Source organism: Kitasatospora sp. NPDC127035, from assembly GCF_042726075.1.
Taxonomy (GTDB): Bacteria; Actinomycetota; Actinomycetes; order Streptomycetales; family Streptomycetaceae; genus Kitasatospora.
In genome coordinates this window covers 66442-79103 of record NZ_JBHXDN010000045.1, presented here as the reverse complement: position 1 = coordinate 79103, position 12662 = coordinate 66442, and the positions used below count along the sequence as shown (strand labels likewise).

Here is a 12662-nt window from a genome sequence, read left to right as displayed (position 1 = left end):
GGTTTTTATTCTCTGTTTTGGGGGGGGGCGGGGTGGGGGTGGGGCGCGGGGCGGGGGGGCCCGCCGGGCCGGCCGGGGGGGGGGGGGCGCCGGGGGGGGCCGGGGGCCGGGGCCCCCCACCCCACCGGTCACCGGGCCCGGGTCACAGGGCCCGGGTCAGACGGGTGGTCAGCAGCCGGGCGAAGCGGGCCGGGTCGGGCAGGTCACCGCCCTCGGCGAGCAGCGCGCTGCCGTACACCAGCTCGGCGACCTCGGCGAGCGCGGGATCGTCGGCGTTCGCCTCGTGCGCCGAGCGCAGCGCGGTGACCAGCGGGTGCGTGGGGTTGAGTTCCAGGATCCGCTTCACCGTGGGGACCTGCTGCCCCGTCGCCCGGTACATCTTCTCCAGGGTCGGGGTCATGTCGTGGGCGTCGCCGACGACGCAGGCAGCCGACGTGGTGAGGCGCGACGACAGGCGGACCTGCTTCACCTGCTCGGACAGGGCCGTCGTCAGCCACGGCAGCAGGGCGGCGAAGTCCTGCTCGCGCCGGGCCTTCTCGGCCTCCGCGTCCTGGTCGCCGTCCTCGGGCTCGCCGAGGTCGACCTGGCCCTTGGCGACGGACTGCAGACGGTGCCCGTCGAAGGCGGGCACCCGGTCCACCCAGACCTCGTCGACCGGGTCGGTGAGGATCAGGACCTCGTACCCCCGGGCGGCGAAGGCCTCCATGTGGGGCGAGTTCTCCACCATGGCCCGGTCCTCGCCGGCCAGGTAGTAGATCGCGTCCTGGCCGTCCTTCATGCGTCCGACGTACTCGCGCAGGGTGGTGGGCTGCTCCGCGTCGTGCGTGGAGGCCGCCGACACCAGCTCCAGGAGGGCCTCGGTGTTGTCCGTGTCCTCCAGCAGCCCCTCCTTCAGCACGCGGCCGAACTGGGCCCACAGCTTCGTGTAGCGCTCGGCGTCGGCGGTCTGCACGCTCTTGAGGGCGCCGAGCACCTTCTTGACCAGCCGTCGGCGCACGCCGCGGATCTGGCGGTCGTGCTGCAGGATCTCGCGGGAGATGTTCAGCGACAGGTCGTGGGCGTCCACCACGCCCTTGACGAAGCGCAGGTAGTCCGGCATCAGCGCTTCGCAGTCGTCCATGATGAACACGCGCTTGACGTACAGCTGGACGCCGCGCCGGGTGTCGCGCGAGAACAGGTCGAGCGGCGCCTGCGAGGGGATGAACAGCAGCGCCTCGTACTCGAAGGTGCCCTCGGCCCGCATGTGGATCGTCTCGGCCGGGTCGAGCCAGTCGTGGCTGATCTGCCGGTAGAACTCGTGGTACTCGGCCTCGGTGACCTCGCTGCGCGGCCGGGCCCACAGGGCCTTCATCGAGTTGAGCGTGTCGACCCCGGGCTCGGTGGCGCCGTCGGCGCCGGGGCGCTCCGCCGCCATCCGGATCGGCCAGCGGATGAAGTCCGAGTACTGCTTGACGATCTGGCGGATCTTCCACCCGGCCAGGTAGTCGGCGACCCCGTCCTCGCCGTCGACGGGCTTGAGGTGCAGGGTGACCGAGGTGCCCACGGGCAGTCCGTCGACCTCCTCGATGCTGTACGTGCCCTCGCCGTCGGACTCCCACCTGGTCCCGGCACCGGTGCCGGCCCGCCGGGTGCTCAGGGTGACCCGGTCGGCGACCATGAACGCCGAGTAGAAACCGACGCCGAACTGACCGATCAGGCTCTGCGCCGCCTCGGCGTCCCGGGTCTCCTTGATCTTCTCCAGCAGACCGGCGGTGCCGGACCGGGCGATCGTGCCGATCAGGTCGACGACGTCGTCCCGGGTCATGCCGATGCCGTTGTCGCGGACGGTCAGCGTGCGGGCGGCCTCGTCGACCTCCAGGAGGATGTGGAGGTCGGAGGTGTCGGCGTCGAGGTCGGAGTCGGTCAGCGACTCCAGCCGCAGCTTGTCCAGTGCGTCGGAGGCGTTCGAGATCAGCTCGCGCAGGAAGATGTCCTTGTTCGAGTAGATCGAGTGAATCACCAACCGGAGCAACTGGCGCGTCTCGGCCTGGAATTCCAGCGTCTCGACAGTGCTACCCACTCGGAGGCTCCTTTTCGGGATGAAACGTGCTGGGCGGGACGGGCGAGTCCGGGTGACTCCCCGTCGGCTCCGGAATGATAGGCCGAGCCCGCCGGCCGCCGTCACGCGCCGGCCGTCCGCCACCCGCCCGGGTCCCGAGCCCCGGGCGGCCCGGGGGCCCGCGGCCGGCCGCCGCGTCCGCCGGGGAACCCACCGGTGTGATCGCCGGGCGACCGGGCAGACGCGGGGGCGTCCTGAACACCTCGCGAGAGGAACACCCGTCATGGCCGACCCGGTGAAGCCGTCCGAACGACCGGAAGAGCGGACCCGCACCACCCGCGGCGACGACGTGATCGAGACCAGGGTCCCGGCCCGGCTGGACCGGTTACCGTGGTGCCGCTGGCACTGGAGGATCGTGATCGGCCTGGGCACCGTCTGGATCCTGGACGGCCTGGAAGTGACGATCGTCGGCACCATGGCGGCCCGGCTCGCCGAGCAGGGCAGCGGGATCTCCATCTCGACCACCCAGGTGACCACCGTCGCCGCCGCCGTCTACGTGGCGGGCGCGTGCAGCGGGGCCCTGTTCTTCGGCTGGCTGACCGACCGGCTGGGGCGCAAGAAACTGTTCATGCTGACGCTCGCGGTCTACCTCGCCGCGACCGCCGTGACGGCGTTCTCCTCGTCGGCCTGGTTCTTCTTCGTCTGCCGCTTCTTCACCGGCTTCGGCATCGGCGGCGAGTACGCGGCGATCAACTCCGCGGTCGACGAGCTGATCCCGGCCCGGGTCCGCGGCCGAATCGACCTGATCATCAACGGCAGCTTCTGGATCGGCGCGGCGTTCGGGGCGTTCGCGTCCATCGCCCTGCTCGACACCGCGCTCTTCGCCACGGACGTCGGCTGGCGGCTCGCCTTCGGCCTGGGTCTGGCCCTCGGCCTGGTGATCCTGCTGGTGCGCCGACACGTCCCGGAGAGTCCGCGCTGGCTGATCACGCACGGACGCGCGGACGAGGCGGAGAAGGTGGTCGCCGAGGCCGAACGGGCCGTCGAGCGGCAGACCGGCACCGCGCTGCCCCCGCTCACCGACGAGCCGATCCTGATCCGCGAGCGCGCCCCGCTCGGCTTCGTCACGATCGCCCGCACGGTCGTGGCCCGCTACCCGCGCCGGACGGTGCTCGGCCTCGCGCTGTTCATCGGCCAGGCGTTCCTGTACAACTCGGTGACCTTCGGTTACGCGGTGATCCTCACCCAGTACTTCGACGTCCCCCAGGGCGACACCGGCTACTACTTCGCGGTGATCGCCGTCGGCAACTTCCTCGGCCCGCTGCTGCTCGGCCACCTCTTCGACTCGGTCGGGCGCAAGCCGATGATCGCCGGCACCTACCTCGGCTCCGGCCTGCTGCTGTTCGGCACCGCCGCGCTCTTCCAGCACGGCTCGCTCTCGGCCGTCACCATGACGGCGTGCTGGACGGCCGTGCTCTTCCTCGCCTCCGCGGGCGCGAGTTCGGCCTACCTGACGGTCAGCGAGATCTTCCCGCTGGAGACCAGGGCAATGTGCATCGCGTTCTTCTACGCCGTCGGCACGGCGGCCGGCGGCATCAGCGGGCCGCTGCTGTTCAACAGCCTGGTGAGCACCGGGAACGTCTCCGACACCACCCTCGCGTTCTGCATCGGTGCGGGACTGATGACCGCCGCCGGGCTGGTGGAGGCCGCGATCGGCGTCCGCGCGGAACGGCGCAGCCTGGAGTCCCTGGCCCCGCCCCTGAGCGCCGTCGGCACGACGTCGGCCTAGCCGGCCCGGCCGGTGGGCGGTGCGGTGCGGTGCGGTCCCGGCACCGCACCGCACAACCGTTCTCCCCGGTCCGGTGCGGAGGGGCGGCACGGCGGTCCCGCCCGCCGTTGCGCACGAACCCACGGCCACCCGCTGACACGGATCCCCGCAGCGCGCCCCTCCTGCCCGGTCACAGGCAGGCGAGCAGACCCGCGAGGGGCGCGGGTACCTGCCCGAGGTCGACGGCCTCCGCCAGGAGGCGCCCGTAGCGGATCTTGCGGCCCTTCTTCGTACCGAGGAAGCGCCGCATCTGCTGCTCCGGCGGCTCGCCCCGGTGGGCGGGCTGGCGTCCGAAGATCCGCCAGGCCGGGAGATCGCCCTCGGCCCGGACGATCTCCTCGATCCGCGCCACACCCAGGGCCCGGATGAGTTCGTCCTCCAGGTCCGCCGAGCACACGAAGAACCCCTCGCGCGGCGCGCGGGCCCGATCCAGACCGCGGTCGTAGAAGCCCTGCTCGCCCACGTCGCAGAGGCCGACGAGCCGCAGACCCAGCCCGGGCGGCCCGAGCAGGCCGGCGTAGCGGCCGACGCACATGGCTCCGCCCATGGGGACGGCGCACACGCCCTCGGCGGGCAGGTCCCTGCCGCAGCGCGCCGCCAGCGCCTCGACGGCCTCCAGGTCGCTCGGCCCTTCCAGCAGCACCGCGGTCCGCACGCCGAGCCGCGCCGCCAGTTCCCTCGCCGCCGACTCCCGCGCCGGTTCCTCGGGGCCGCCCGCCGCCCAGCCGACGACCGCGTCCCGGAACGCTCTCATGTCCACCACAGGGCGATTCTGCTCCTGCGCACGCGATCGGGCACGGATTTTTCCGCGCACCACGGCCGCCGCACGCTCCCGGCCGCGCTCCACCCGCCCGGAGAGCCCGGCCGCTTCAGGGTCACGTACGACCTCGGGAACGACCGGCACGGCCCGGGCCTGCCGCAACGACCGGCCCGAGGCGCCGCCGCAGCAGGACGGCGGCCAGCGCGACGAGGGCGAACGCCGCTCCGGCCCACGGCAGCCGGTGCGCGCCCAGCGAGGACACCACGAGCCCGCCCGCCGCGCTGCCGAGGGTGATCCCGAGGTTGGAGAAGGAGATGAAGAGGCTGTTTCCGAACTCGGGCGCGTCCTGGGCGTCCCGGGCCAGCCAGCTCTGGCTGACGACGAGTCCGCCCGAGTGCACCGCCCCCCAGAGCAGCACGCCGACGGCCATCGGCACGGTCCACGGTCCGACCACGTAGACCACGGCGTAGACGAGTACGTAGAGCACCGGGAAGGCGGTCACCGTGCGGACCGGGTCGCGTTCCAGCATCCGGCCGAAGAGGAGGTTCCCGGCGACCATCACGATCCCGAACGCCATCAGTGCGGTGCCGACCTGGGAGCCGCTCAGCCGGGTGACCTGCTCCAGGTATTCGGCGAAGTACCCGTAGACCGAGAACATCGCCGCGAACACGGCCACGACGGCCAGCACCGCCAGCCAGAGCCGGGGGCGCCGCAGGATCAGCAACTGGTCTCCGTAGGAGAGGCGTTCCTCCGACCGCATGGACGGGAAGAGGGCCAGCACGCCGAGGAGGGCGAGGAGGTTGACACCCGCACCGAACCAGAACGCGGCGGCGAGGGACAGGTGTTCGGCGAGGTAGGAGGTGAGCGGCACCCCGAAGGCGAACCCGACCGTGACGCCGGCGAAGACGGTCGTCGCGGCCCGGGTGGCCCGCTGCGCCGGGACGAGCCGGGCCGCGGCGGTGAGCGCGACCGAGAAGAACACCGGGTGGAACACCGCCGGGATCACCCGGAAGACGAACATCACCTCGAACCGGTCGGTCAGCGCGTAGACGGCGTTGGAGACGGTGAACACGGCGAGCGCGGTCGCCAGGACCGTCTTGCGGGGAACGGCGGAGGCCAGGAGGGTCGTGAACGGCCCGGTGGCGGCGACCACGAGCGCGAAGACGCCGACCAGCCATCCGGCCGTGGACGGCGCGACGCCCAACTCCTCGGATATGCGGGGCAGGACGCCGACGACGCCCATCTCCGTGGTGATGATCCCGAACACCCCCAGGGCGAGGGTCAGGACGACGAGACCGGTCTTTCGCATGGCAGCCTTTCGCGCCCGGCCCCCGGAGGACGGCTCACCGCCGGCCCGCAGCCCCGTGAGACCGAGCTACAAATCTAGATAATTAGATGGATGATGTCGAAAAAAAGGGCCCTCAGGGCGGCCCGGCGCCGCGAGGCGCCGGGCCCGCCGACAAGGCCCCCGCGGCCCGCCCGGGAAGCCTCAGAGCTCGTCGCGGACGTAGGCGGCGAACGCCGCGATCGTTTCCTCGTTGCGCCGGTAGAAGGTCCACTTGCCGACGCGTTCCGACACGAGCAGCCCGGCGTCCCGCAGGATCTGCAGGTAGCCGGAGACGACCGACTGGGCCAGTCCCGACTGCTCCCGGATGTCCGTCACGCACACGCCGATGTGGAACCCCACACCGCGCTCACGGTAGTAGTCCTCGTCGAAGTAGCGCTCGGGCGTCTTCAGCCAGCGCAGGAAGTCCGCGCGCGCCGGGTTCGCGAGCGCCTTGTGAACGGCCAGCGGATCCACCGCCCCACACTCCCTCCGCACGACGACTACGACGGCCCCGTAAGACATATCTAATATTCTCGATACGAGGAAACGTGTCAAGCTCGGACGGCGGGCCTCCGGGGGCGCGCGGCGCCTCCGGAGGACCGGCGCACCCCGTTCACCAGCGGCTGCCCCGCCAGGTGTAGGCGGCGGCGCCCACGACCGTCAGCGCGACGGCCACCGTCGTGGAGATGACGGTGCGGGGGTCCTGCACCATCCAGGTCAGCGCCTGCCCGCCGGGGGAGTTCCGGGACCCCACCGTCAGCATGACCAGGGCCCAGCCGACCGGCGGGGCCCAGGCCGCGTGCGCCCCCAGCAGCACCGCGGCGAGAGCGGTCACCGCGCTCAGGGCCAGACCGGCCAGCACGAGGTTGCCGAGCGGCACGGCGTGCGTCCGCTCTCCGGCGATCGGACGGACCGCGATCAGCAGGCCGAGGAGGACCGCGCCCAGCAGCGCCAGGTGGAGGAAGCGGATCAGCCGCCAGGGGACGGGCGTCCCGCGCTCCAGTTCCTCGTCCGGGCCGGAGAGCGTCCGGGAGATCGCCGCGACGCCCAGCACCAGGGCGGTCAGACCGATCGTCCGGGACATGCCCGGATCGTCGAGCCGGAATCCGGCCCAGGAGACGCCGGCTGCGGCGAGGAAGACCAGGACGGTCACCGGGATCGCCCGGCTGCGCAGGTGCAGCACGAGGCCACGCAGACCCGGGGTCACCGGCCCGCCTCCCGACCCATGACGACGGCCAGCGGGTCCCCGCAGGTCAGCCCGGCCCTGCGGCCGTCCCCGATCCGCCGGCGGCGCTCCTCGATCGGCAGCGCGCGCAGCGTGTCGTAGGCCTGGCGGGCGGCGGGGCTCAGCTTGTCGGTGGGGGTGTCCAGGAGCGCCGCGGTGATCGCACCGGAGGCGTCGAACGCACGGCGCTGCTCCTCCTGCCCGTCGAAGCAGCCCGGGTCGACGGTGGCTTCCTGGGCCACGATCGAGAGGACCGCGTCAGGTTCCCACCGGATGCCGCCCTCCCTGGTCCGGTACGGAAGCGCGACCCTGACCGTGTCGAGATCGGCACCGGCCGTCGGCCTGCCGTCGTCGAACATCCAGCTCACCTGGTCCTCCTGCACCCGCTTCGGGCCGCCGGGCACCTCGGCGAAGGCTTCGAGCACCTTCCGCGCGGGCGCGATGAGGTCCTGCAGGGCCCTGCTGTGCACCTGGGTGACACAGATCCGGTCGTCACCCGGTGCGCAGACCAGGGCGGTGGCCGCCGGGGCGGGGACGATCGCGCCCGACGGCGCCAGTACCGCTCCGAGGGCCACCCCGGCCACGGCCGGCGCCAGGGCGAGGGCCCGGGCGCGCGAGGTGACCGCGACGGCCAGCAGCACGCCGGTGGCCCCGAGGCCGGCGAACCAGACGCCCTGGGCCACCGAGAAGGCGGGCAGCACCCGGTGGAAGTCGTCCGTGACCGGCAGCATCGGCAGCACGGTGTCCACCAGGCGGTTGGCCGGGCGGCCGTCCCGCACCTGAGCGAACGTCAGGGCCAGGAACAGCAGCACCGCGCCTAGCGGCGCCGCGACCGGCGCGGGCGCCACCCGACCGACACCCAGCCCGACCAGGGTGACGGCGACGGCGGCGAGCAGTCCCACCGCGAGGCCGAGCGGCCACTCGCCGCCGTCGAAGGTCGCGTTCCCGGCGACCACGACCGCCGCCCATCCCACCACCGCCGCCACGGCGAGCACCGCCGTACCGGCGAACACCAGGAAGGCGGGCAGCAGACGGACCCGGTGCGGCCGCGGCGTGGCGGCGAACAGCTCGGAGACCTCGGCGCGCCGCTCCCGCCCGCCGTGCCAGATCGCGGCGGCCAGCACCACCGGCAGCACGATCCAGGCCGTCCCCCGCATCGAGTGGACCAGGGGCGTCCAACTGGCCGCCCACTGCTGGACGTCCATCCAGAGGAAGACACGGGTCAGGGCGGCCACCACCAGGAACAGCAGCAGGGCGATCGAGCGCTTCGCCTCCAGGCGCACCATGCGGAACATCACGGACTCCAATTCGTCGGGGATCGGGGCGGGCAGGGGTGTCGGACGGTGGTCGTGCCGCGTCGCCTATCCCCCGGCCCCGACCTTCCCCTCCCGGTGCCGGCGCAGGAGCGCGGAGTAGCCGCGCTCGATCTCGCTGTCGCCCGGGTCCGCGTCGGTGCCCGCGGCGCGGAGCCGGTCGACGTCGCCCGCGAAGACCGTGCCGCCCTCGTACATCAGCACGACGCCGGCGCAGGCGGCGCCGATGTCCTCGACGAGGTGCGTGGAGACCAGGACGCAGGACTGTGCGCCGATGTCGCGCAGCAGGGAACGGAACTCCATGCGCTGGGCCGGGTCCAGGCCGACGGTCGGCTCGTCGAGCAGCAGGATGTCGGGGTCGTTGACGATCGCCTGGGCGATGCCGGCCCGGCGCAGCATGCCGCCGGAGAGCGACCCCATGCGGTCGTCGGCCCGGCCGGTCAGGTCCACGCGGTCGATGGCGTGCTGCACCGCGTCGGCGGTCCGCCGGCCCGGCACCTCCTTGAGCCAGGCCATGTACTCGACGAACTCCCTGACGGTGAAACGCCGGTAGTGTCCGAAGGCCTGCGGCAGGTAGCCCAACCGGCGGCGGAGTTCACGCAGTTCGCCCCGGGTGCGACGCGCGCTGCCCAGGAGCTCCAGCTCGCCGCCGTGCGGGGTCAGGACGGTGGCGAGCGTGCGGATCAGGGTGGTCTTGCCCGCCCCGTTGGGGCCGAGCAGGCCGTGCACGCCGACGCCCAGCTTCAGGTCGACCCCGTCGACGGCGGAGCGGCGGCCCCGCCGGACGGTCAGCGCGTGGGCCTGGATGTGATGGGCGTAGCCGGTGGGCGCGATCTCGCTCGCGATGCCGGTTCCGGGCATGGTCGTGTCTCCTCGCGGTGCGGGTGAAGGGGGTACGGGTGACGGGCGCCGCGCGCCACGTGCAGGGCCGCGCGGAACGGTCGCTGCGCGGAACGGGCGCCGCGCGGAACGACGTTGCGGTGTTCAGCGCTGGCGCGCGCGGGCCTCGCGGGGGTGCAGGTAGGCCCTGTGGCAGAGGACCACGGCGACACCCAGGACAGCGGTCGCGGCCGCCCATCCCGGGGCCGCGGACTCCTGCAGGTAGAACGGGACGGTCTTGCCGTCGACGGCGGGGACGACCACGAACAGGGCCCATCCGGCGCCCAGCCCGGTGGTGGCGCGCTGGATTCCCACCAGGCTGCCCAGCGCCAGGCCCGCACACGTCAACGCGAGGGCCGGCAACAGGACCAGCGCGGACGCGGCGCCGGTGATCCCGCCGGCGACCGCCAGCGCCGGGATGACGAGGGTCAGCACGGCCAGGGTCCGCCGCAGGACCAGACCGAGCCCCGACCGGGGCGTCGTGGCGATCAGCTCGTGGACCGGATCGGAGTGCGGGCCCCAGCTCAGCGCCACGCCCAGCAGCGGCATCACCGGCGCGAGCAGGAGCAGGGTCGGCGAGTCCCGCAGGACGGCCGACGACAGCACCAGGGCGCCGAGGACGACGAGGACGACCGCCGCCACCCACGGCCCGAGCGCCGGCGCCGCCCACCGGGCCAGTTCGCTCCGCACCCGTCGCCACCGGCGCCGGCGCACCGGCGTCAGGGTCGCCGTCAGGCGCTCGCGCACCTGCGCCATCAGCAGGGTGTCGGCCGGGCGGTGGGCGAGGGACACCTCCCTCAACACGGCCTGGCAGACGGCGCACCGCTCCAGGTGGGCCTCCAGCGTCCACAGCGCACCCGCACTGGGCCCGGTCGGGGCGCCGGGGTCCAGTACGTAGCTCACCAGCAGCTCGCGGGGGACGTGCGCAGTCATGACAGGGCCTTTCGCATGTCGAGGCGGGCACGGCGGGCACGGGTCTTGACGGTGCCCTCGGGGATCCGCAGCAGCTCGGACGTCTCGCGGACCGTCAGCCCGTCGAGCACCATCGCGGTCAGGACCTGGTGCAGCTCGGGAGCCAGCCGGTCCAGCGCCGCACCCAGGTCGCCCCCGATCTCGGCGTCCAGCACCTCGTGCTCGGCCGAGGGCGCCGGGCCCGGGGCGGCGGTCGCCGGCGGGAGGGTGCTGTGCCGGCCGCGTACGCGGAAGGCGTCCACCAGCCGGCGGGCGGCGATCGTCCACAGCCAGCCGCCGGCCTCCTCGCCGCGCATGCTGTCGGCGAAGGGCCCGGCCGCCCGCCACACCGCCATGTACGTCTCCTGCAGGACCTCGGCGACGATCTCGTCGTCCGCGCAGCGCCGACGCAGCCGCGCCGTCAACCACGGGGCGCTGCGCCGGTACAGCTCGTCGAAGGCCGCCGTGTCCCCGCAGGAGATCCGTCGGACCAGCTGGGCCTCGGTCATCGAGGCCGGTGAACGTTTCACGTCCTGGTCTGACGGAGCACGGCGGCTCCCGGTTTTCCTCGGCGGCGTGATCCACGTCACAGCACCGGATCGCGCCGGTCCGGGCGGCGGGGAGGCGGGCTCCGGACCGGTGTCGGCCACCGCAGTCACCCGCTGCGGCCCCCGGCGTCCTGCCCCTGCCCCTGCCCCTGCCGGGACGTCCTCAGGTGCACCAGAAGAGGAACGGCGTGCAGGTGCGGGTCGGCTGCGGGGCGGGTGTGGCCGTCGGCGGCGCCGAGGGCGAGGACGGCGGGCTCGTGACGGGAGGCGGGGTGGTCACCGGGGTCACGGGGGTCGCCGGAGCCGTCGGGGGCGTGCCCGGCACCGACGGGCCCGGCGCCGCCGGACTCGGGCCGACCGGGTCGGGCCCGCGGGTGGTCGCCGACACCGCCGGAGCGCCGCCCCGGGGCGCCGACGACGGGGCCGCGGTCGGGGCGGAGGCGGACGCGGAGAGGGGGGCGGTGGGTGATGCGGCGGCGGAGGGCGGGCGGCTGCCGGAGCGCTGCGGGGTGGGCGGCCCCTGCGCCCCGGTCGCGGACGGCGGCGCGCCGGACACCGTCGGCTGCGGGGTCGGGACGTGCTGCGGCACGGTGGCCACCGACTGTTCGGCCGCCGGTTCGGGCGGCACCCCCTCCGAGCCGTTCGCCGCCAGCGTCACGGCTCCCAGCCCCACGACGGCCAGGCCGACCACGGACACCACGATCCGCCCCGGCCGTCGCCGTATCCGCCGCGGGTTCGCGCGACCTCCGGTCCGGCCGACGGTCCGACCGTCGCCGCGCCCGGCCGGCAGCGGCACCGGCCCCGGCACGCCGGGCTGCGGGCGCGTCACCGCCGCGGCGTCCGCCGGTCGGTACGCCACCGGCTCAGGACCGGTCGCCGGCGCCCCGCAGCCGGGGCAGGCCAGAGCGCCGTTCAGATGGCGTCGGCAGGGTGCGCAGTAGTCCATGTGATCTTCCCGTGGTGCCGGGCGGCCGGCTCGCGCCGGTCCTCGTCCGTCGCCGCCGGCCCCGCGCACTTCGTCGTGCACATGCGGAGCCTAGGCAGCCCGGCGGTGGGGGTTCCACACCGTGCTGTGAGTTTTCTGGAGAGATGCCGTGTGCCGGCCGCCCCGGGCCCTGCGGCGGACACGCCGTCACCCGGGCACCGGGGACCTGACCGTGCCCCGGATCCTGCTTGCCGTACCGGCGCGTCGCGTGGTCGGATGGCCGGGCATCGCGTGCCGGTGACGGACTGCGTCAGGCATGGAGGTGCGGAACCGAAGGGGACCGCCGACCTTGGCCTCCCAGGATCGCGACCGTGCAGCCGCGCTGAGCCTGCAGCTCGCACGAGCACATGAGGAACTGCGCCGCCTGATCACCGGGATCAGGACGGATCTCGGGCACCGCCGCCTGAGCGACGACACACTCGTCACCCACTGCCTGGCCTTCTGCGCCGCCCTGGAGTCGCACCACCGCGGCGAGGACGACGGGATGTTCTCCCACCTGCTGCGGGAACGCCCCGATCTCGCGCCGACGGTCGCGAAGCTCGTCGAGGACCACGGGATGATCTCCTCGATCCTGTCCCGCGTCGGTGAACTCGCGCACCGGGCCACCGAATCGCGGGGCCCGGCCCTCGACGCGATCGGGCGCGAGCTCGACGGACTGGCGGCCGTCATGGAGTCCCACTTCGGCTACGAGGAACGGGCGATCAGCGAGGCGCTCGACAGGTCCGGACCGGCTGCCGACTGGCCGGACACGGTCTTCCGGTTCGGTACGGCGTGAGCCGGCGGGGCGGCGCACCGCCGCCCCGCCGAC

The 12662-nt window shown here is 73.6% G+C and carries 12 protein-coding genes; 2 read left to right on the top strand and 10 right to left on the bottom strand.

Annotated elements, in window-relative coordinates; all coding sequences use genetic code 11:
* Positions 1-142: 142 nt before the first annotated feature.
* Complete coding sequence (gene htpG, locus ACFWIC_RS27260) at positions 143-2059, bottom strand: molecular chaperone HtpG (RefSeq protein WP_380362358.1); 1917 nt, start codon at positions 2057-2059, stop codon at positions 143-145.
* 262 nt (positions 2060-2321) lie between these two features.
* Here htpG and ACFWIC_RS27255 point away from each other — a divergent pair, with 262 nt between their 5' ends.
* The gene (locus ACFWIC_RS27255; RefSeq protein ID WP_380520221.1) at positions 2322-3827 is read left to right on the top strand and encodes an MFS transporter; all 1506 of its coding nucleotides are present in this window, start codon (positions 2322-2324) and stop codon (positions 3825-3827) included.
* Between the two features lie 169 nt (positions 3828-3996).
* On the opposite strand, the gene ACFWIC_RS27250 is transcribed toward ACFWIC_RS27255, so the two are convergent.
* From ACFWIC_RS27250 to ACFWIC_RS27210, 9 genes are all read right to left on the bottom strand, one after another.
* Complete coding sequence (locus tag ACFWIC_RS27250; RefSeq protein ID WP_380362362.1) at positions 3997-4629, bottom strand: TOPRIM nucleotidyl transferase/hydrolase domain-containing protein; 633 nt, start codon at positions 4627-4629, stop codon at positions 3997-3999.
* Positions 4630-4741: 112 nt separating this feature from the next.
* Positions 4742-5935: an MFS transporter gene (locus ACFWIC_RS27245; RefSeq protein ID WP_380520220.1), complete on the bottom strand. Its 1194-nt coding sequence runs from the start codon at positions 5933-5935 to the stop codon at positions 4742-4744.
* Between the two features lie 180 nt (positions 5936-6115).
* Positions 6116-6427, bottom strand: coding sequence for an ArsR/SmtB family transcription factor (locus ACFWIC_RS27240; RefSeq protein WP_380520219.1), 312 nt, complete (start codon positions 6425-6427; stop codon positions 6116-6118).
* Positions 6428-6566: 139 nt separating this feature from the next.
* Positions 6567-7160 carry a hypothetical protein gene (locus ACFWIC_RS27235; RefSeq protein ID WP_380362367.1) on the bottom strand — a complete coding sequence of 198 codons (594 nt, stop codon included), beginning with the start codon at positions 7158-7160 and terminating at the stop codon, positions 6567-6569.
* Complete coding sequence (locus ACFWIC_RS27230) at positions 7157-8473, bottom strand: hypothetical protein (protein WP_380362369.1); 1317 nt, start codon at positions 8471-8473, stop codon at positions 7157-7159. The genes ACFWIC_RS27235 and ACFWIC_RS27230 overlap by 4 nt, the downstream gene beginning before the upstream one ends.
* A 66-nt stretch (positions 8474-8539) precedes the next feature.
* Positions 8540-9352, bottom strand: a complete 813-nt coding sequence (locus ACFWIC_RS27225; RefSeq protein ID WP_380520218.1) for an ATP-binding cassette domain-containing protein — start codon at positions 9350-9352, stop codon at positions 8540-8542.
* A 123-nt stretch (positions 9353-9475) separates the two neighbouring features.
* Positions 9476-10303 (bottom strand): zf-HC2 domain-containing protein, encoded by an 828-nt coding sequence (locus ACFWIC_RS27220; RefSeq protein WP_329948521.1) that lies wholly within the window; start codon positions 10301-10303, stop codon positions 9476-9478.
* Positions 10300-10830 carry a sigma-70 family RNA polymerase sigma factor gene (locus ACFWIC_RS27215; RefSeq protein ID WP_329948522.1) on the bottom strand — a complete coding sequence of 177 codons (531 nt, stop codon included), beginning with the start codon at positions 10828-10830 and terminating at the stop codon, positions 10300-10302. Before ACFWIC_RS27215 ends, ACFWIC_RS27220 begins: the two co-directional genes overlap by 4 nt.
* Positions 10831-11032: 202 nt before the next feature.
* Positions 11033-11560: a hypothetical protein gene (locus ACFWIC_RS27210; RefSeq protein WP_380520217.1), complete on the bottom strand. Its 528-nt coding sequence runs from the start codon at positions 11558-11560 to the stop codon at positions 11033-11035.
* A gap of 583 nt (positions 11561-12143) precedes the next feature.
* Here ACFWIC_RS27210 and ACFWIC_RS27205 point away from each other — a divergent pair.
* Positions 12144-12629 (top strand): hemerythrin domain-containing protein, encoded by a 486-nt coding sequence (locus ACFWIC_RS27205; protein WP_380362376.1) that lies wholly within the window; start codon positions 12144-12146, stop codon positions 12627-12629.
* Positions 12630-12662 lie beyond the last annotated feature (33 nt).